The sequence below is a fragment of the Litorisediminicola beolgyonensis genome (assembly GCF_042679605.1).
Lineage (GTDB): Bacteria > Pseudomonadota > Alphaproteobacteria > Rhodobacterales > Rhodobacteraceae > Litorisediminicola > Litorisediminicola beolgyonensis.
This window is the reverse complement of sequence record NZ_JBHTMU010000043.1, coordinates 1-18776: the sequence shown is the minus strand read 5'-3', so window position 1 is coordinate 18776 and position 18776 is coordinate 1. Positions and strand designations below refer to the sequence as shown.

At 67.8% G+C, this 18776-nt stretch carries 17 protein-coding genes and 1 tRNA gene; 3 read left to right on the top strand and 15 right to left on the bottom strand.

Annotation, left to right across the window (positions count from 1 at the left end; translation table 11 throughout):
- The 4 genes from ACFQ4E_RS17660 to ACFQ4E_RS17645 all read right to left on the bottom strand — a co-directional run bounded on the left by ACFQ4E_RS17660 (position 1) and on the right by ACFQ4E_RS17645 (position 3713).
- Positions 1-924: a PmeII family type II restriction endonuclease gene (locus ACFQ4E_RS17660; RefSeq protein ID WP_386805851.1), complete on the bottom strand. Its 924-nt coding sequence runs from the start codon at positions 922-924 to the stop codon at positions 1-3.
- Positions 893-2170 carry a DNA cytosine methyltransferase gene (locus ACFQ4E_RS17655; RefSeq protein ID WP_386805850.1) on the bottom strand — a complete coding sequence of 426 codons (1278 nt, stop codon included), beginning with the start codon at positions 2168-2170 and terminating at the stop codon, positions 893-895. Before ACFQ4E_RS17655 ends, ACFQ4E_RS17660 begins: the two co-directional genes overlap by 32 nt.
- A 466-nt stretch (positions 2171-2636) precedes the next feature.
- Positions 2637-2711: transfer RNA gene (locus ACFQ4E_RS17650), tRNA-Asn, on the bottom strand.
- An 81-nt stretch (positions 2712-2792) separates the two neighbouring features.
- Positions 2793-3713 (bottom strand): MBL fold metallo-hydrolase, encoded by a 921-nt coding sequence (locus ACFQ4E_RS17645; RefSeq protein WP_386805849.1) that lies wholly within the window; start codon positions 3711-3713, stop codon positions 2793-2795.
- Positions 3714-3773: 60 nt separating this feature from the next.
- Between ACFQ4E_RS17645 and ACFQ4E_RS17640 the strand changes: the two genes are divergently transcribed.
- Together ACFQ4E_RS17640 and ACFQ4E_RS17635 are read left to right on the top strand one after the other, a co-directional pair.
- A complete protein-coding gene (locus ACFQ4E_RS17640; protein WP_386805848.1) occupies positions 3774-5060 on the top strand; it encodes an ATP-binding protein in 1287 nt (428 codons plus the stop codon).
- Between the two features lie 137 nt (positions 5061-5197).
- Positions 5198-5470 carry a hypothetical protein gene (locus tag ACFQ4E_RS17635; RefSeq protein ID WP_386805847.1) on the top strand — a complete coding sequence of 91 codons (273 nt, stop codon included), beginning with the start codon at positions 5198-5200 and terminating at the stop codon, positions 5468-5470.
- A 3-nt stretch (positions 5471-5473) separates the two neighbouring features.
- Here the strand turns inward: ACFQ4E_RS17635 and ACFQ4E_RS17630 are convergent, their stop codons facing one another.
- The 11 genes from ACFQ4E_RS17630 to ACFQ4E_RS17580 all read right to left on the bottom strand — a co-directional run bounded on the left by ACFQ4E_RS17630 (position 5474) and on the right by ACFQ4E_RS17580 (position 17102).
- Complete coding sequence (locus tag ACFQ4E_RS17630) at positions 5474-7690, bottom strand: hybrid sensor histidine kinase/response regulator (RefSeq protein WP_386805846.1); 2217 nt, start codon at positions 7688-7690, stop codon at positions 5474-5476.
- Positions 7681-8853: an FIST N-terminal domain-containing protein gene (locus ACFQ4E_RS17625; protein ID WP_386805871.1), complete on the bottom strand. Its 1173-nt coding sequence runs from the start codon at positions 8851-8853 to the stop codon at positions 7681-7683. Before ACFQ4E_RS17625 ends, ACFQ4E_RS17630 begins: the two co-directional genes overlap by 10 nt.
- 60 nt (positions 8854-8913) lie before the next feature.
- Positions 8914-9606, bottom strand: coding sequence for a response regulator (locus ACFQ4E_RS17620; RefSeq protein ID WP_386805845.1), 693 nt, complete (start codon positions 9604-9606; stop codon positions 8914-8916).
- An 87-nt stretch (positions 9607-9693) separates the two neighbouring features.
- The gene (locus tag ACFQ4E_RS17615; protein WP_386805844.1) at positions 9694-10992 is read right to left on the bottom strand and encodes a branched-chain amino acid ABC transporter permease; all 1299 of its coding nucleotides are present in this window, start codon (positions 10990-10992) and stop codon (positions 9694-9696) included.
- Positions 10989-11999, bottom strand: a complete 1011-nt coding sequence (locus ACFQ4E_RS17610; RefSeq protein WP_386805843.1) for a branched-chain amino acid ABC transporter permease — start codon at positions 11997-11999, stop codon at positions 10989-10991. Before ACFQ4E_RS17610 ends, ACFQ4E_RS17615 begins: the two co-directional genes overlap by 4 nt.
- A gap of 49 nt (positions 12000-12048) precedes the next feature.
- On the bottom strand, positions 12049-12546 hold the full coding sequence (locus ACFQ4E_RS17605) for a hypothetical protein (protein WP_386805842.1): 498 nt from the start codon (positions 12544-12546) through the stop codon (positions 12049-12051).
- A gap of 18 nt (positions 12547-12564) precedes the next feature.
- Complete coding sequence (locus tag ACFQ4E_RS17600; protein WP_386805841.1) at positions 12565-13389, bottom strand: ABC transporter ATP-binding protein; 825 nt, start codon at positions 13387-13389, stop codon at positions 12565-12567.
- Positions 13386-14168 (bottom strand): ABC transporter ATP-binding protein, encoded by a 783-nt coding sequence (locus tag ACFQ4E_RS17595; RefSeq protein ID WP_386805840.1) that lies wholly within the window; start codon positions 14166-14168, stop codon positions 13386-13388. The genes ACFQ4E_RS17600 and ACFQ4E_RS17595 overlap by 4 nt, the downstream gene beginning before the upstream one ends.
- 118 nt (positions 14169-14286) lie before the next feature.
- Positions 14287-15483: an ABC transporter substrate-binding protein gene (locus ACFQ4E_RS17590; RefSeq protein WP_386805839.1), complete on the bottom strand. Its 1197-nt coding sequence runs from the start codon at positions 15481-15483 to the stop codon at positions 14287-14289.
- 102 nt (positions 15484-15585) lie between these two features.
- The gene (locus tag ACFQ4E_RS17585) at positions 15586-16596 is read right to left on the bottom strand and encodes a GlxA family transcriptional regulator (protein ID WP_386805870.1); all 1011 of its coding nucleotides are present in this window, start codon (positions 16594-16596) and stop codon (positions 15586-15588) included.
- Positions 16597-16688: 92 nt separating this feature from the next.
- Entirely contained in the window at positions 16689-17102 is a 414-nt protein-coding gene (locus tag ACFQ4E_RS17580; protein ID WP_386805838.1) for a DUF6636 domain-containing protein, read from the bottom strand.
- Between the two features lie 167 nt (positions 17103-17269).
- On the opposite strand from ACFQ4E_RS17580, the gene ACFQ4E_RS17575 reads away from it, so the two are divergent.
- The gene (locus ACFQ4E_RS17575) at positions 17270-18637 is read left to right on the top strand and encodes a class II 3-deoxy-7-phosphoheptulonate synthase (protein WP_386805837.1); all 1368 of its coding nucleotides are present in this window, start codon (positions 17270-17272) and stop codon (positions 18635-18637) included.
- The last annotated feature ends 139 nt before the right edge of the window (positions 18638-18776 follow it).

Genomic DNA, 18776 nt, shown 5'->3' with positions numbered 1-18776 from the left:
TCAAGCTGGACGCTTTGCCTTCTTGACCACGACGTATCCGGTCGCAGCGAGACCCTTGACGGCGCGGGCATGCCTGGCCGCGTCCTCAGCCTTCCACTCGTCCTTCTCGCGCATGGTACGGTCGAAGACGAAATCCCAGTCCACCTCGCCCGAGCCGGGCTCAGTCTCCAGGTAGGCCTCGACCAGCGCCCTCATCGCGTCGATGTGGGGTTGGGAGTCCTCATTGATGATCTTCCCAGCCTGGATCGCTATCTCCCTGACGAGCCTCAGCGCCTTGTCCGCCTCCAGCCCGGAGACCTCGCTCCAGAACTGCGCCGACGAGGGCCGGAAGATGCCGTCGTGGAAGGTGGAGGTCGTTGAGCCCGTCGCGACGGCGTAGTTGGCGAAGACCCGCTTCTTCCCGCCGCCCTGGTTGATGAGCTTCTCCGCCCGCCGCGCGTGGTTCTTGAGCGCCTTGAGGATGTCCGAGTTCCGCGTGACCGTGCCGCTCTTGATGACGTAGAGGTGCTCGTCGCCCGTGTCCGGGTCGTAGCGGTGGAGGTCGATGCCCTCGGCGGCAGCCTTGGCGTTGTTGCCTCCCAGCGCGATTGCCATCTTCTCGATGGCCCAGCCGCCCGCCGTCACGTAGTTCCTGTTCACGTAGTCCTGCACCAGCCTGCGCGCGACGTCGGTCGCGCCGAGAGCGTTGAACTCCATCTGTCGGACGAGCGGGTTGATGCGGCCGATCACGAGCTTGCGGTAGGAGCCGACCGCCTCGGCGATGACGCGCGTGTACCAGAACCCGAACTGCTGCGCGAAGCCCTCGATGGCGTCAGCTATCTCCGAGTCGCTCGGGCCCTCGCCCTCCGCCACGCCCGCGGCCTTGCGGACGCCGCGCGCCGCCTCCCCCTCCTCATGCGGGGACGCAGACTGGCCGTCCCTCACTACCTTCTCTAGACCAGACGTGGTCATCCCTCACCTTGACGTTCAGCGTCGCCACGAGGTCGCGTCCGGCCCGCTCGACCCATCCGTGAGTTCCGATCCGTCTGTTCGACGACTCCTTCCTCCAGGGCGGAGACCCGGGCTGCGCGAATCTCTCCCCCGCAAGATGCCCCTTCACGCGCTCTGCCACAACCTGTGCCAGCTTTACGGGGACCGCGTTGCCGACCTGCTGGTACTGGGATCGAGGGCGGCCGGCGAACGGGTAGTCCGAGGGGAAGGTCTGGACCGCGGCGCACTCGTGGAGGCCGAGGCAGCGGACATCGTCAGGATGGATCAGTCCCGTGCTGGAGTGGTCCGGCATCCCGAGGACCGTCGGCGCGGGCTCGTCCCAGGACAGCCTCCGCCACCAGCCGCTCTTGCCGCCCGTCGCAAGGAAGGCGCGCCCCATGGTCGCCTGCTGGACCTCGACGGGGAGGCTCCGCCAGTTTCCGCCGGCGGGCACCCGGGAGTAGACGGCCACCTTCGCGGCGCTCAGGGGCTGTACGGGGCCGGGGTCGTCAAGACCCGAGAGCGCCTGCCGCAGCGTGACGCGCGGTGCGTCGCGGTCGCCTTCGGGCAGGTAGCACGGCGTGGACGACTTCGTTCCGAGGAGGAAGGCACGCTGGCGCATCTGCGGGACGCCGAAGTCGGAGGCCTCGAGGATGCCCCAGCAGACAGTGTAGCCGAGGGCGCAGAGCTCGCCGACGAGCCAGCGCAGGAAGGAGCCCTTCATCTCCTCGGGCCCCATCGGCCGGTCCTTGGTGCGCTCGGTGAGGGGACGATGGACGAGGGCGGCTGACAGCAGCCCGTCCACGTTCTCCATGAGGAAGGTCGCGGGCACGAACTCCCGGATGTAGCCGAGGTAGCTCGGGAACAGGGACGACACCCTCCCGTCGCGGATGCCCTGCCTGCGGCCGTGCGTCGTGAAGGGCTGGCACGGTGGACCGCCCGCCAGAAGGGAAAGCTCGCCGCGCGTCAGGCCGAGTTCCTCACGGAGATGGCGCGGGTCCACGTCCTCTATCCCGGCGTGGACCACCCTCGCGTCCGTGCCGGTCAGGCGATGGTGCCCCCGCAGCGTACCGACGCTGTCAGCGTCTATCTCGACTTGCCCCACAACCCTGAAGCCCGCAGCCTCGACCCCGAGGTCGAGCCCACCGGCGCCGGTGCAGAGCGACAGGGCCGTCAACCCGTCCGATGATGTGTCCCGCAAATGCCCGATCCTCCTGCTTTTTCTTTTCCTGTGACATTGCTGCATCGCGCCCGACTTGGAAACCCCTTCCCTGCAGGACGCGGCGCCGGAGCGGCCCTCCGCTGCCTCAGAGTCACAGTACCGCCTGAACGATAGAACAATTCATGAACATCCGCAACGGACGGGGCTGTGCCCGACCCGGAACACCCAACGCAGGCGTTTCTCTTTATGACCACACTGCCCGCGTGGGCTCACCACAACCTATCCAAGGGCGCTGAGTTCGAGGGGCGACGCTGGCGACTTGGTGACCACGGGCTGTGAACTTCTTATCGACCCGGCCTCGGCTGGCTCCGCGACGCTCGCGCTGAGGAATATCCATAGCCCTCAATCGGCTAGGTCGGACTGTGCCCGGACGAGAACACTGTGTCTATGCTGTGTTTGAGGGCCTCGCACCGGGCGGGGGAATATTATAAGTGCTTGATTTTATTGGCTCCGGCGGTAGGGATCGAACCTACGACCAATTGATTAACAGTCAACTGCTCTACCGCTGAGCTACGCCGGAACACGTGGGGCGTATAGCAAGAGCGGATTCGCGCGTCCAGAGGCTCGGGCGGAAAAATTTCCTCGGTTGGCTCGATGATTTTCAGGACAGCGAGAAGACAGCCTCGGGGCTCAGGTCCCCGGCATGGGTGACGCGCGATTGTCCCATCAGATCAATGAGATGGGCCAGGACGTTCCGCGCCGCGGCGGGCAGGAGGCGGGGGTCGGTGTCGGTGTAGATGCGGGCGGTCAGCGCCTTTAGCGTGGCGGGGCCCGCGGCGAGGGCCGCGAGGATCTGCGCCTCGCGCGCGCGGCGGTGCGCCAGAAGGCCCGAGAGCCGCGCCGAGGCGTCCTCGACCGGGGCGCCGTGGCCGGGCAGGAGGCGGCTCCAGCGGTGGCGGTTCAGCCGGGTCAGGGACGCCATGAAATCGGTCAGATCGCCATCGGGCGGCGACACCATCGAGCTGGCCCAGCCCATCACAAGGTCGCCGGTGAAGAGCGTCCCGTCCCAGTCGAAGGACAGGTGATTGCCGAAATGCCCCGGCGTGTGCAGGGCGCGGATGCGGTAGTCGCCGCTGGCGATCTCGTCGCCATCTCCAAGCCGGGCATCGGGGGCGAAGCCGTGGTCGACACCTTCGCCGCCCTGGACGAGACCGCCCTCGGCCAGCCTCTCCATCACGGCGCTCCGGCCCGCTTGCGGACCGCCGAAGGCCAGGACCGGCGCGCCGGTTTCGCGCGACAGCGTGCGGGCCAGGTGCGAGTGGTCGAGATGGGCATGGGTGACCAGGATATGCCGCACCCGCGACCGCTCCGGGAGCGCCGAGAGGATCGCCTGCAGATGGCAGGGATCATCGGGCCCGGGGTCGATCACGAAGAGATCGCGGCGCCCGATCACATAGGTATTGGTGCCGCGAAAGGTCATCGGCGAGGGGTTCGGTGCCACGATCCGAAAAAGCCCGTCGCCCAAGGGCTCGGGGTGGCCGTGAACGGGCCGGAACCCCGGATCGGGATCGGGGCCACTCATCGGGGCAGGCGGCCCGCTTTGGGCATGGTGGAGGCGATGCGCATTGGCTAGCCTTAGCGCATGTCCTTCGAATGGCTCAAACGATACATGCCGCGCGGGATCTACGCGCGCGCCTTCCTGATCCTCGTGCTGCCGGTCGTGACGCTGCAGCTCGTGGTGTCGGTCGTCTTCATCCAGCGCCATTTCGAGGGCGTGAGCGAGCAGCTGAGCGATGCGGTGGCGCGCGAGATCGCGCTCGTCACCCGGCGCGACGACCCGTCTCTCGCCGCGGTGCTGGAGCTCGACATCGCGCAGGTCGCGCCCGGGGCGATGCCGCAGGCGAACAGCCGCCGCTGGTACGATCTGACCGGCATCGTGGTGATCCGCGAACTGATGCGCCGGGTGCCGGGCGCGCGCGCCGTGGTGCTGCCGGATACCGCCAATGTGACGGTCTATGTCGATGCGCCGGAGGGGCCCCTGGCGGTCAGTTTCGACCGCGACCGGGCCTCGGCCTCGAACCCGCACCAGCTCTTCGTGAACATGGTCGTCTTCGGCGTGCTGATGACGGCCATCGCCTATCTCTACCTGCGCAACCAGCTCCGCCCGATCACCCGGCTCGCCCACGCCGCCGAGGCCTTCGGACGCGGGCGGCACGTGCCCTATGCGCCCTCGGGCGCGGTCGAGGTGCGCTCGGCCGGCAATGCCTTCATCGACATGCGCGCCCGGATCGAGCGGCAGATCGAGCAGCGCACGATGATGCTCTCGGGGGTGAGCCACGATCTCAGGACCCCGCTCACGCGGATGAAGCTCGCGCTGTCGATGCTGGAGGACGAGGACCGCGAGCCGCTCGAACGCGACGTGACCGAGATGCAGCGCCTGATCGACGCCTTTCTCGATTTCGCCCGAGGGGCGGCGGAAAGCGGGACGCCCGAGATGGTGGAGCCCGGCGCGTTGATCGAGGCGGCGGTGGCCGATGCGGTGCGCAACGGCCAGAACGTGGCGGTCCACGAGGTGACGGGGCAGGGCAGCGTGACCCTGCGCCCGGTGGCGATGCGGCGCGCGCTCGACAACCTGATCGGCAACGCGGTGCGCTACGGCACCCGGTGCGAGCTGTCGGTCACGGTGACCGACCGGATGGTGCGGTTCCGGGTCGAGGATGACGGCCCGGGCATCGCCGCGGAGGACCGCGAACAGGCGCTGAAGCCCTTCGCCCGGCTCGATCCGGCGCGCAACCAGGACCGCGGCTCGGGCGTGGGGCTGGGCCTTGCCATCGCCGCGGATATCGCGCGCGGGCATGGCGGCGTCCTGCGTCTCGATCAGAGCGAGCGTCTCGGCGGGCTCCAGGCGGATATCGTTATCGCCCGGTAAACCATCGATAAACTCTGCCGGCCGGTGCCAAGGGCCTGCCGCGCTCCGGTCACATTTCCGCCCCGTCCGCATGGCAAGACCGTCGCAAAGGACATCGCTTTCGCGGTGATCCGCGACCGATCCAAAGGAGTGCTGCCATGACCCGCCTGATCCTCACCGCCGCCCTCGCGCTCGGCCTTGCCGGTGCCGCCGCCGCGCAGACGCAGGGCCCGACCTCGCCCATTTTCAGCACCAAGGGCGGCTCTGCCGTTCCGGGCGAGACCTTCGAAGGCCAGTGGTTCACGACTCAGGACGGCTGCACCTATTCGCGCACCAAGGCGCCGGGCTATCCGACCCGCTGGGTCCTGATCCTGAACCCGCACCATGTCGGCCAGAAGCCCGCGCATCGCGGCTGCAAGGTCATGCTCTGATCGTCAGAGCGCCTCGGCCACCGATTCCAGAAACAGGCTCAGCGCGTTCGGATCGACGGGCTTGCGCAGCAGCGTGAGCCCGAGCGACTTGCACGCGCTCGCCAGATCCGGCGATCGATCCGCCGAGATCACCATCGCCGGGATCGGCCCGTAGCGACTGCGGAGCCGCGCATAGAGCTCGGTTCCCGTCACGCCCGATCCCAGCCGCTGATCGAGCAGCAGGGCATCGGGCACGATCCCGAGATCGGCCAAGAGCGCCTCGGCGCTTTCGGCGTCCTCGGCCTCGATCATGTCGACGCCCCAGCTTTCCACGAGAAGCGCCAGCGCGCGGCGGAGATCCGGCTCGTTCTCGACCGCCATGACCACGAGACCCGCCACGTCGCTGCGGCGCGCGCCGGGGCGGCGATGGATCGGCGTCGGGCGTCCGACCGCCTCATCGACCACCGGCACCCGCACCGAAAAGCAACTGCCGCGACCCGGCTGCGAGCGCAGGGCCAGGGGGTGGCCAAGCCGCGCGCAGGCGCGGTCGACGATGGCGAGACCCAGGCCCAAGCCCTCGCTGCCGCCGCCGGAGCCCGTTGCGCCCAGGCGCTTGAACTCCTCGAAGATCGTCTGCTGATCGGCCTCCGCGATGCCGGGACCGGTGTCATGCACCTCGATCCGGGCCGCGCCGCCGACACGCCGCGCCCCGACAAGGACGCGACCGGTCTCGGTGTAGCGGATCGCGTTCGAGATCAGGTTCTGCGCGACGCGGCGCAGATAAGAGGGATCGCTCTCGACCCAGAGCGCGCTGTCCACCACCCGCAGCTGCAGCCCCTTGCGCTCGGCAAGGACGGCCATCTCGTCGCGGAGCGGGCCGAAGATCTCGCGCAGCGCCACGGGTCGGATGTCGAAACTCAGCCCCTCGGATTCGAGCTTGGAGATGTCGAGAAGCGCGTCGATCAGCCCCTCGGCGCTCGAGAGTGCGGTCTCGGCCTTCTGCAGCACCGCTTGGTCGCGCGGCTCGGTAAGCCGGTCGGCGAGGCCGGAGATATAGAGTTTCGCGGCCGAAAGCGGCTGCAGGAGATCGTGAGACGCCGCTGCAACGAACCGGTTTTTCGAGGCATTGGCCCGCTCGGCCGTGGCCAGCGCGTCCTCGAGATCGAGCGTGCGGGCAACGACCCGCTGTTCCAGTTCCTCGTTGATCTGGGCCAGCCGCTCGGCGGCGCTGCGCTCGAGCGTGACATCGGTCACCGACAGCACGAAGCCGTTGTCGGGCATGCCGCGCCCGAACACATGCAGCACCTGCCGCGGGCCTTGCCGGATCTCGAAATCAATGGGGCCACGCGGCCCGGTGCTTTCGGCCTCGGCCCAGGCACGGAACCGGGCCATATCGCCGCTATCGGCAAAGCGCGCGCTGCGGCGCAGCTGCGCCAGGAGCCCGTCGAACTCGGTCCCGATCCGCAGGTAGCGCGCGTCGAGCGCAAGAAGAGTGCCGAGCCGCCGGTTCCAGCCCAGAAGCCGCTTCTCTTCGTCGAAGATCGCGACCCCCTGATCGAGATGATCGAGCGTGGCGCGCACCAGCCGGGCCTGCTTGTCGATGAGCCGCGCGCGCTCCTGCCGTTCGAGCCGGACGATGTCGGTGACATCGGTCTGGAGCATCACCGTGCCGCCCTGGCTGGTGCGGTGCTCGCTGACCTGAAGCCAGCGGTCGCCCTCGAGCTCGACGGTGAACATGACGTGCCGGTCGGCATGGCGCGCCCGACGCTCGCGCGCCCAGGCCTCGGGCGAGGTGCCCTCGGGCCGGACAAGCTGCCGCGCGCGGCTGATCCGGTCCACATAGTCGTCGAAGCTGAGACCCGGTTTCAGAACCGGCTGCAACTCCCTGAAATCGCGGCAGAAGCGCGAGTTGCAGAGGATCAGCCGATCCTCGGGATCGAAGAAGGCGAAGCCCTCGTCCACCGTCTCGATCGCGTCGGCAAGGTCGCGCCGCGCGGATTCGGCCTCGGCTGTGGCGCGCGCGAGCTGGGCGTTGCTTTCATGCAGAAGGTCGAGCGTCCGCTCGAGCTCCTCGGTGCGCTGGCGCACCCGCTTTTCCAGAAGCGCCGCGCGCTCGAACTGCGAATAGGCGGCCCCCGATTGCGCGGTCTGGTATTCGACGCGGCGCATCAGGCTTTCGGTGATCTTCAGGAGCTTCTCGTTCTGCCGTTCGAGCGCGTCCCGCGGGTTGATCAGGGACATTCGGCCCCGTCCGTGTCAGGGGGGTAGAAGGCGACGCCGGTCAGGGTCTGGTTCACATGCAGCGCGCCGATCTGTTCGCCATAGGTCGAGAAGCCGAACACCTTGTGTTTCTGGAGGATCGACGAGACGTCGCGGGTCTTCTGGCTTTGCCCGGCCTCGATCCGGCGCAGGATGCAGTCGCAGCCGAGGATCAGCTCCGGCGCCTGACCCGCGGGCGCAAAGCGGCTGAGCGCCTGGTCGAGATGGGTCGAAATGTCGTCATGGTCCGCAAGCGTCAGCACCATGCCCTCGTTGATCGCGGAGAAGAACACCAGCTCGCCCGCCTCGTTCACCCTCTGGATCGCGCGGGTGTGGTGGCTGTCGCCCAAGCGGACCACCACCGGATGCGCGGCAAAGGTGAACGGATCGAGCTGCGCCGGGTCCTTGCCCAGGAGCCGCGCATATTCCTGCGCCGCCGGTTCGGCGTTGATCTCGGTCACGACACGCCGCGCGGGATCGGCGCCGGTCACGACCATGCGCGTCTCGGTCGGCACCATGTTGTCGAGGCTGAAGACGCGCACCGGGCACCTCGTGCGCACCAGCGCCAGCACCGCGGCATCGTTCAGGACCGCGCCGTTGCGCGCCAGGTAGGTTTCGCGGAACCGGTCGCCGTCGCCCGAAGAGCCACCGAAGAGCGGCATCGAGCCCAGCCCCGCGGCCAGCGCGTGGGTCAGGTGCTCCTCGCGCATCGACAGGCCGTCGACCATCAGGAAGGCGAACTCGTGGGCCATGCCCTCGGCGGCGTTGGTCAGCGCCATGCGCTCCTGCAGGAGCAGGTCGCCGATGGTCCGCTCGTCGGCCACCGCCAGATCGTCGAGCGCCCGCGTCACCGCGCGGAACTGCGCCTTTGGGAAGCCGAGCGCAACGATCTGTCCTTCCTCGTAGCCGCCGCGCCCGATCTCTCCGGCGGTGGTGCAGGCGAGCACCTCGGCCGCGCCGAAGCGCGTCTCGGTGCGCGCGACGATCTCGGCGAACTGCGCCTGGGGCGTGACGAAGAGGCAGACGAGAGAGAAGGGGCCGGGACCGAGATCGGCGACAAGACGGTCGAGCGCGTCAGGCGCAGCATGATCAATCTGCGCGACGCGGATCATGTCCGACAGGTGTCCCGCACCCGCCGGACGCATGTCGGTACCCGGCCCGTCCAAGCCCTGTCTCCTCCCATGGCTGGCCCGACGATACGGAACCTAGCCGTCGCTTGGCAAGACCCGGTTGAAGCTGGCTTCCTGCGCGATGAGCACCGCCTGGGTCCGGCTCTGGACGCCGAGCTTGCGCATGATCGCGGTGACATGGGCCTTGACCGTGGTTTCGGCGATCGACAGCTCCCAGGCGATCTGCTTGTTGAGCTTGCCTTCGCAAATCAGCGTCAGGATGCGCGACTGCTGGTTGGTCAGCGTCGCCAGCCGGTCGAGCGCGTCGAGCGGCGCCGCGCCCCGCTCGGCATTGCCCTCGGGGTCGATATAGCCGTCGGGCGTGAAGCGTTCGCCGCGGGTGAGGCTCTCGAAAGCGCGGCGGAAGATCGCCCGCTGGGAGTGCTTGGGGACGAACCCGTCCGCACCGGCTCGGAGCGTGTGGCAGATCATCCGGTTGTCGGCCATCGAGGAGGCGACGAGGATCATCGCCTTGGGCGCGGCCGTCCGGAGCCGGACCAGCCCGTCGAGCCCGTTGACGTCCGGCAGGTTCAGATCGAGCACCACGAAATCCGCGGGCTCCTCCTCGAGCGCTTCCAGCGCGCCCGCGAGCGTGCCGCAGGTGCGCATGCTCTCGAACTCGGCGATCGAGTCAAGCGTCAGCTGGATGGCGTCGCAGAACAGCGGGTGATCATCGACGACCATCGCCCGCTTGGGCAGTCGGTCCTCGGATGGGGCGGCATGGGTCATGGGGCGTGTGCGATCGTATGGCATCTTGAGACCAGAGTAGCCGCGCTGCGGCACGTCGTCTCTTGGCCAAAGGTCTTAAGCGGGGCCCTAGCGTTCGGGCAAAAGACCCCGCGGCGAGAATCGCAGCACCAGCAGCAGGATCAGCCCCATCGTCAGAAGCCGCATGTGCTGCACGCTGTCCTGCAGATGCGATTTCAGCCAGCCATCGCCCATCGGCGCGGTGAGCACATCCATCAGAAGCTGGCCCAGCGGCTCGACCTGCACCCAGAGAAACCAGATCAGGAACCCGCCCAGCACGGCGCCGAAATTGTTGCCCGAGCCGCCGACGATCACCATCACCCAGATCAGGAAGGTGAAGCGCAGCGGCTGGTAGGTGCCCGGCGTGAGCTGCCCGTCGAGGGTGGTCATCATCGCGCCCGCGACGCCGCAGATGGCCGAGCCCAGCACGAAGACCTGCAGGTGCCGCGCGGTGACGTCCTTGCCCATGGCGCGCGCCGCGGTCTCGTTGTCGCGGATCGCCCGCATCATCCGGCCCCAGGGCGAGTTGAGCGCCAGCTGCGCGAGGACCAGCACGATGATCAGCACGGCGGCGAAGAGAAGCGCGTATCCCGCCTTGACGTAGAGCGTCGAGGCCGTCGTCGGATCGAGCCCCCAGCCCGCCGCGCGCTCGACGAAGGCGGGATCGTTCTGCAGGTCGATTTCGTAGGGCACCGGGCGGGGCAGGCCGATCACGTTCTTCACGCCGCGCGCCAGCCAGTCCTCGTTCTTGAGGACCGCGATGATGATCTCGGCGATGCCGAGCGTGGCGATGGCCAAGTAGTCCGAGCGGAGCCCAAGTGCTGTCTTGCCGATGGCCCAGGCAGCACCCGCCGCCAGAAGCCCTCCGACCGGCCAGGCCAGGAGCACCGGCAGGTTCAGGCCGCCGAGATAGCCCGAGACAGCCGCATCGACGCCCTCGACAGCATCGACGCCCGGATCGAAGACCGCGCGGAAGATGAAGAACCCCGCCACCAGGATCACCGCCACCGCCCAGCCGCGCGCGCGGCCCGCGAGCGCGCTCCAGGCCAGGACCGCGCCCACGACCGTCGCCGCGCCGAGGACGAGCCCCGCGAGGATGCGCGTGCCGCCCGCCGCCCACGCCTCGGGCACCGGCGGCTGCGAGATCAGCACCACGGCGAGCCCGCCGAGCGCGACAAAGCCCATGACGCCCACGTTGAAGAGGCCCGCGAAGCCCCATTGCAGGTTCACCCCCAGCGCCATCACGGCGCTCACGAGCCCCATGTTCAGGATCAGGAGCGCCGAGTTCCAGCTCTGCATAAGCCCGGTACCGACGATCAGAAGCGCGGCCATGCCGAAGAGCAGCGCGGTGCGAAGAGACTGGCTCATACCGATTTCCCCTTGAAGAGACCGGTCGGACGGAATAGCAGCACGATCACCAGGATCACGAAGCTCACTGCGAACTTGTACTCGGTCGAGAGAAGCTGCACGAGCCCGTCGGGCTCCAGCGCCTCGGGCAGCATGTATTCGAGAACTTTCTTCCAGGCATAGGTGATCCCCACCTCGGAGAAGGCGATCACGAAGCCGCCGGCGATGGCACCCAGGGGCGAGCCGAGACCGCCGACGATGGCGGCGGCGAAGATCGGCAGGAGTAGCTGGAAATAGGTGAAGGGCTTGAAGCTCTTGTCGAGCCCGTAGAGCACGCCCGCGATGGTCGCGAGGCCCGCGACGATCAGCCAGGTGACGCGCACCACGCGCTCGGGGTCGATGCCGGACAGGAGCGCCAGGTCCTCGTTGTCGGAATAGGCGCGCATCGACTTGCCGGTGCGGGTGCGGTTCAGGAACCAGAAGAGCGCCGCGACCACCACCACCGCCGTGACCAGCGTCAGAACCTGGGTCGAGCGGATGGCGAGCCCCTCGTCGAGCCCGGTCATCTCCTTGAACTGGCGCGCATTGATCAGGAAGCGCGCGCCGTCGTCGAAGCGCTGCTCGTCGGGTCCGATGATGAAGCGCGTGAGCCCGTTATAGACGAACATCACCCCCATCGAGACGATCACCAGGATCACCGGCGCGACCCTTTGGGCGCGGTAGAAGCGATAGACCGCGCGGTCGGTCGCCAGCACCAGCGCGGCGCAACCGAGGATGCCGAAGGGGATCGCCAGGAGCGCCGTGGGCAGCGGCCCGAGCGAGATGCCCATGCCCTGGATGCCCCAGGTCATCAGGATCGTCACCATCGTGCCGAAGGCCATTGTGTCGCCATGGGCGAAGTTGGAAAAGCGCAGGATGCCGTAGATCAGCGTCACGCCGAGCGCGCCGAGCGCCAGCTGCGCGCCATAGGCGGTGGCCGGGATCAGCACGAAATTGGCGAGCGCCACGAGGCCGTTCAGAAGATCCATCGTCTCTCCAGGGTCTTGGAACACAGAGCCGAGGGGCAGGGGAACGCGGTCATTCGGCCCCCTCGCAGGCGCCGAGATAGCTGATCACCATCGGCCCGTCGGAATAATGCACGCTGTAGCGCGCCGCGTCGCCGGTCACGGTCAGAAGGTGCCTCCCGTCGAGATCGCCGCCGGTGAGCGACAGCACGCCCTCGGCAAAGGCCCCGAGCGCCTCGACATCGCCCGCGACCGAGCCGAGCGTCGCGCCCGCCATCAGCGCAGTCTCGTCGCTGCCACCGGCGCGGCCCTCGACGGTCAGCTCAAAATCGGTCGACTGGCAGGTCTCGGCCTCGTAGCACTCGGTGCCGAAGCGGCAGAGAAGCGCGATCCGGCGCTGCACCGGCGCATCCTCGAGCCTCATGCCGGGATCGTCCTCGACCTGCGCCTCCTCGGAGGTGCCGGAATCCGACGCATGTTCCGCCGCATCCACCGGCGCGGCCATCGCCAGGACCGCAAGCGCCAGCCAGACGCGCTGGTCTTGAGGCTTCTTCTTTTTCCAAATACGCATCACACCCCCTCCGCCCGCTCATCCGCCGAGGAAACTGCGCCGCACTTGCGGATCGGCCAGAAGCTCGCGCCCGGTGCCGGTATGGGCGTTGCCGCCCTGGACCAGCACGTAGCCCTTGTCGGCGATCTCCAGCGCCTGGCGGGCGTTCTGTTCGACCATCAGGATCGTGATGCCAGTGCGGGCGACCTCGATGATCCTGTCGAAAAGCTCGTCCATCACGATCGGGCTGACCCCGGCGGTGGGCTCGTCGAGCATCAGGACCTTGGGCTTGGTCATCAGCGCCCGGCCCACCGCGACCTGCTGGCGCTGCCCGCCCGAAAGCTCGCCCGCCGCCTGGCGGCGCTTGTCCTTCAGGATGGGGAAAAGCTCGTAGATCTGCGCCATCGTCACCGAGATGTCGTCGCGCCGGATGAAGGCGCCCATCTCGAGATTCTCCTCGACCGTCATCGAGGTGAAGATGTTGTGGGTCTGGGGCACGAAGCCCATGCCCTGGACCACGCGCTCCTGCGGGCTGAGCCCGGTGATGTCCTGCCCGTCGAGCAGCACGCGGCCCTCGCGCAGGCTCAGCATGCCGAAGATCGCCTTCATCGCGGTCGATTTGCCCGCACCGTTCGGGCCCACGATCACCGCGATCTCGCCGGGATCGACCGAGATCGTGCAGCCATGCAGGATGTCCGCACCCTTGCCGTAGCCGCCGGTCATCGCCTCGCCGATCAGGTAGGGCTGGCCGGGCGCGACGGCCTCGGTCCGGCCGTCCGCCTCGGGAAGCGGCGTGCCACGCGCGCCGTCGCGGGTGATCGAGCGGTCGCGATTGCCGCGCGCGGAATAGGGATCGCCGCTCATGCGCCCACCTGGTCTTTGTTCTTGAGCCCGGTGCCGAGATAGGCCTCGATCACCGCCTCGTTCGCCTTGATCTCGTCGATCGTGCCCTCGGCCAGCACTTTGCCCTCGGCCATCACGATGACCGGGTCGCAGAGGCGGCCGATGAAATCCATGTCATGCTCGATCATGCAGAAGGTGTAGCCGCGCTCGCGGTTCAGCCTCTTGATCGCGTCGCCGATGGTGTTTAGGAGCGTGCGGTTCACGCCCGCGCCGACCTCGTCGAGAAAGACGATCTTGGCATCGACCATCATCGTGCGGCCGAGCTCCAGGAGCTTCTTCTGCCCGCCCGAGAGATTGCCCGCCTTCTCGTCCTTCAGATGCGAGATGGTGAGGAAGTCGAGCACCTCGTCGGCGCGCTTCAGGAGCGTAGCCTCCTCCTCGGCGATGCGCCCGCGGTGCACCCAGGAGGACCAGATCGACTCGCCGGTCTGCCCGCCCGGCACCATCATCAGGTTCTCCCGGCAGGACATCGACGAGAACTCATGCGCGATCTGGAAGGTCCGGAGGAGCCCCTTGTGGAAAAGCGCGTGCGGCGGCAGCCCGGTGATGTCCTCGCCATCCATCACGACGCGTCCCGAGGTCGGCGGCAGCGCGCCCGCGATCACGTTGAAAAGCGTCGTCTTGCCGGCGCCGTTCGGCCCCACGAGCCCGGTGATCGAGCCCTTGGCGATCTCCAGCGTGGCGCCGTCAACAGCACGAAAGCCGCCGAAATGGCGGTGCAGGTTCTCGACCCGGATCACTTTGTGCGTTTCCCCTTCGAGGTGGCGCGGAAGATACGATGCCTGCCGCGTCCGTCTAAGTGAGGACCGGCCCGGGGCGCGTTATGGCCCGGGCCGGTCCCGTGTGCATGGAGCGAGCTTACTTGATCTCGACGGTCTCGTAAGCGCCGCCTTTGATCTCGAAATAGCGGTAGGTGCCCGCGGCTTCGCCCGGTCCGATCAGCTCGACATTGGTGGCGCCGACATAGTCGATGTCACCGCCCTCGGCGAGGATGCCGAGCGCCTTGCCAAGCTCGCCCGGAAGGATCTGCTCGCCCGGTGCGTTGGCGACGTCCATGACGTTCGCGGCCACCGCGGCCGAGGTCGCCTCGCCGCCCTTGGCCATCGCGAGCGCGATCAGCGCCGCGGCGTCGTAGCTTTCCCGGGTATAGGCGCTCTCGGCATTGATGCCGGCCTCGGTCGCCATGGTGTTGAAGGCCTCGGTGCCATCGCCCTCGGCCCAGGGCACGGTGCCGAAGGAGCCTTCGAGCACGTCGCCCAGATCCGCGACGATCTGGTCGCCATACATGCCGTCGCCCAGCATGAAGGTGTCGAACGCGCCGGTGTCCGAGGCGGACTGGATGATGCCCTTGCCGCCCTGGTCGGTATAGCCGAAGACCGCCAGCACGTCGCCGCCCGCGGAGGCGAGCGCGCCCACTTCCGCCGAGTAGTCGGCCTTGCCGTCCTCGTGCGGAGCCGAGAGCGTGATGGTGCCGCCCGCTGCCTCGAAGGCCGCGGCGAAGCTGTCGGCCAGGCCCTTGCCGTAGTCGTTGTTGGTGTAGGTCACCGCGACCTCGGAGACGCCGCGCTCGCCGAGGATGCCGGCGAGAACCTCGCCCTGACGGGCGTCGGACGGCGAGGTGCGGAAGAAGAGGCCGTTATCCTCGGCGGTCGAGAGACCAGGCGAGGTGGCGGAGGGCGAGATCATCGGGACGCCGTTGGCGACCGCGACGTTCGACAGGATCGCGCCGGTCACGCCCGAGCAGTCCGCGCCCATGATCGCGACGACACCGTCGGTGGTCACCAGACGCTCGGCGGCGGCGGTCGCGGCCGAGGCGTCGACGCAGGTCGAATCCGCGCGGACCGGAGCCAGCATCACGCCGTCGAGGAAGGCGCCGCTCTCGTTCACCTCGGTCAGCGCCAGCTCGGCGCTGTCGCCCATCGCGGGCGTGAGGGATTCGATCGGGCCGGTGAAGCCCAGGATGATGCCGATATTGGTGGTTTGTGCATGCTCTGCGGCAAAGGCCGCCCCAGCGGTCAGAGCCACGGTTGCGCTGGTGATCAGCAGCTTGTTCATGAAGGTCTCCCAATTGGAACGTTGTCCGGCGCCGACCCTAGCGTCCACGGTGGAAAAGAAAAGACCTCACCCCGGGGCAGGCGCGACTCGGCCAGCGCTCGGTCAACGGGCGGCGCGGTCCTCGGGGACGCCGTGGCTGCCGCGTTCGCGGTAGGGGGTGGTCGCATAATGCGCGCGGTAGCATTTGGAGAAATGCGAGGGCGAGGTGAAGCCGCAGGCCAGCGCCACGTTGATCACGCTCATGTCGGTCTGCATCAGGAGGTTGCGCGCGCGCTCGAGCCGGAGCTCCATGTAGTAGCGCTTGGGCGAGCGGTCGAGATAGCGCCGGAAGAGCCGTTCGAGCTGCCGGGTCGACATGCCGACCTCCTGCGCCAGCGCGGCGGGGCTGATCGGCTCCTCGATATGGTCCTCCATCTTGTGGATGACCTCGGCGAGCTTGGGGTGGCGGACGCCGATCCGGGTCGGCACCGACAGGCGCTGGGTGTCCTGATCGGTGCGGATCGACGAATAGATCAGCTGGTCGGCCACCGCGTTCGCGAGTTCCTCGCCGTGGTCGCTGGCGACGAGCGTCAGCATCAGGTCGATCGACGAGGTGCCGCCCGCCGAGGAGAACCGGTTGCCGTCGATCACGAAGACCGAGCGGGTGAGCGAGACCTCCTCGAACTCCTCGGCGAAGCTGTCGTGGTTTTCCCAGTGGATCGTGGCGCGCTTGCCATCGAGCAATCCGGCCCGCGCGAGCGCGTAGGAGGCGGTGCAGATGCCGCCCAGCCGCACACCCTGGCGCGCCTCGCGCCGGAGCCAGTTCATCAGCCGCTTGGTGGTCGCCGCCTGCACGTTGAGGCCGCCGCAGACGACGACGGTGTCGTCGCGGCCGAGCTCGGGAAGATCGCTGTCGAGATGGAACTCGGTCCCGGCCGAGCAGCGCATGATGCCGCCGCCTTCGCCCGCCAGCACCCAGGTATAAAGCTCGCGCCCGGCCATGCGGTTGGCGAGGCGCAGGGCCTCCAAACCGGCGGCGAAGCTCAGGAGGGTGAAATCGGGCAGGAGCACGAAGACGAAGCGACGCGGCTTGCCGGGAGAGACCACCTCGACCTTCTGGCGCTCGATTTCCATCCCCGTCACTCCAGTCTCCGGCGCGCGTCAGCCTGCGCCCAGTGACCGTTGCAAAAGCCAGAGTTTTTCGCGGCGGTCAAGGCGCTCGCGGTTCAGAAGACCCGCTGCGCGCGGCGCGACAGGAAGAACCCGTGCCCGTCCTCGTTGCGGCAGGTCAGCCCGGTGCGCTCGGAGGTGCATTCGAAGCCGCCCGGCGCGCCCGTGACCCCGTAGGGCGCGATCTCCTGCGCGCTGCCGTTCCGGAGCGGGCCGTCGCAGATCATGCGAACCGCGCCGCGGCTGAACATCTCGAAACTGTGTCCCCAGGTCCCTCTGCAGGAGCCGGGGCGCGGGCGGGCCGGGGGTCCGCTGCGCTCGTAGATCGTGCAGGTGATGTCCGAGCTGTCTCCGCCCACGCCGACGACGCAGTCGATATTGCCGGAGGGGGTCTCGAAGGTGAACACGTCCGCGGCGGCGGGCAGGGCGGAAAGGAGCAGACCGCAGAGCGCGGATACCCTGAAAACCATGATAAAAACTTGCTGTTCAATGCGTGCTCGAGCGTGACACGGGCTTTCCGGAGCTGTCAAACTGAGACACTACCTCCGGGCTTTCGCTATGGTCAGCCGGGACCGCCTTCGCTATAGACGGTTCGCGCTAACACAGCCTGACAGGGATCCAAGCGGAGAAGAGAACGATGAGCGAGTGGCAGAAGACGACCTGGCGCGAGAAGCCTCGGGTACAGATGCCCGATTATACGGATGAGACCGCGCTGAACGCCGTCGAGGCGCAGCTGTCGAAATATCCGCCGCTCGTGTTCGCGGGCGAGGCGCGCACGCTGAAAAAGGCGCTTGGCGCGGCATCGCGGGGCGAGGCGTTCCTCTTGCAGGGCGGCGATTGCGCCGAGGCGTTCGAGCAGTTCTCGGCCAACGCGATCCGCGACACCTTCAAGGTGATGCTGCAGATGGCGATGGTCTTGACCTACGGCGCCAAGGTGCCGGTGATCAAGGTCGGCCGGATGGCGGGCCAGTTCGCCAAGCCGCGCTCGGCCCCGACCGAGACGGTCGATGGCGTCGAGTTGCCGAGCTACCGCGGCGACATCATCAACGAGCTGGACTTCACGCCCGAGGCGCGGATCCCCGATCCCAAGAAGATGCTCCAGGCCTACACGCAGGCGGCCGCGACGCTGAACCTCCTGCGCGCCTTTTCGACCGGGGGCTATGCGGATATCCACCAGGTCCATGCCTGGACGCTTGGCTTCACCGACCAGGACGAGGCCTCGAAATATCGCGACATGGCGAACCGGATCTCGGACACGCTCGACTTCATGAAGGCCGCGGGGCTCGAGAGCGCCAGCAATCACAACCTGCAGACGGTGGATTTCTACACCAGCCACGAGTCGCTGCTTCTGGAATACGAAGAGGCGCTCTGCCGTCTCGACTCGACCTCCGGCAAGTGGCTTGCGGGCTCGGGCCACATGATCTGGATCGGCGACCGCACCCGTCAGCCCGACGGCGCGCATGTCGAGTTCGCACGCGGCGTGTTGAACCCGATCGGTCTGAAATGCGGGCCGACGATGACCTCGGAGGACCTCAAGGCGCTGATGGCCAAGCTCAATCCCGAGAACGAGGCGGGGCGCCTGACGCTGATCGCGCGCTTCGGGGCGGGCAAGGTGTCGGAAAACCTGCCGCGGCTGATCAAGACCGTGCGGGACGAGGGCGCGCAGGTGACCTGGGTCTGCGATCCGATGCATGGCAACACGATCAAGTCGGCCTCGGGCTACAAGACCCGTCCCTTCGACGCGGTGCTGCGCGAGGTGAAGGAGTTCTTCGCGGTCCACAAGTCTGAAGGCACGATCCCGGGCGGGGTGCATTTCGAGATGACCGGGCAGGACGTGACCGAATGCACCGGCGGCGTGCACGCGGTGTCGGACGAGAACCTCTCGGACCGTTACCACACCGCCTGCGATCCGCGCCTAAACGCCTCGCAATCGCTGGAGCTGGCGTTCCTGGTGGCCGAGGAGCTGACCAACATGCGTGAAGAGGCGCAGGCCGCGAACGGCTGAGCGTGTCTGCGGTAGTGTTAGAAAGGCCGGGCTTGGCGCCCGGCCTTTTTCATGTCTGCCTTTCCCGGTGACCCGGTGACCCGGTGACCCGGTGACCCGGTGACCCGGTGACCCGGTGACCCGGTGACCCGGTGACCCG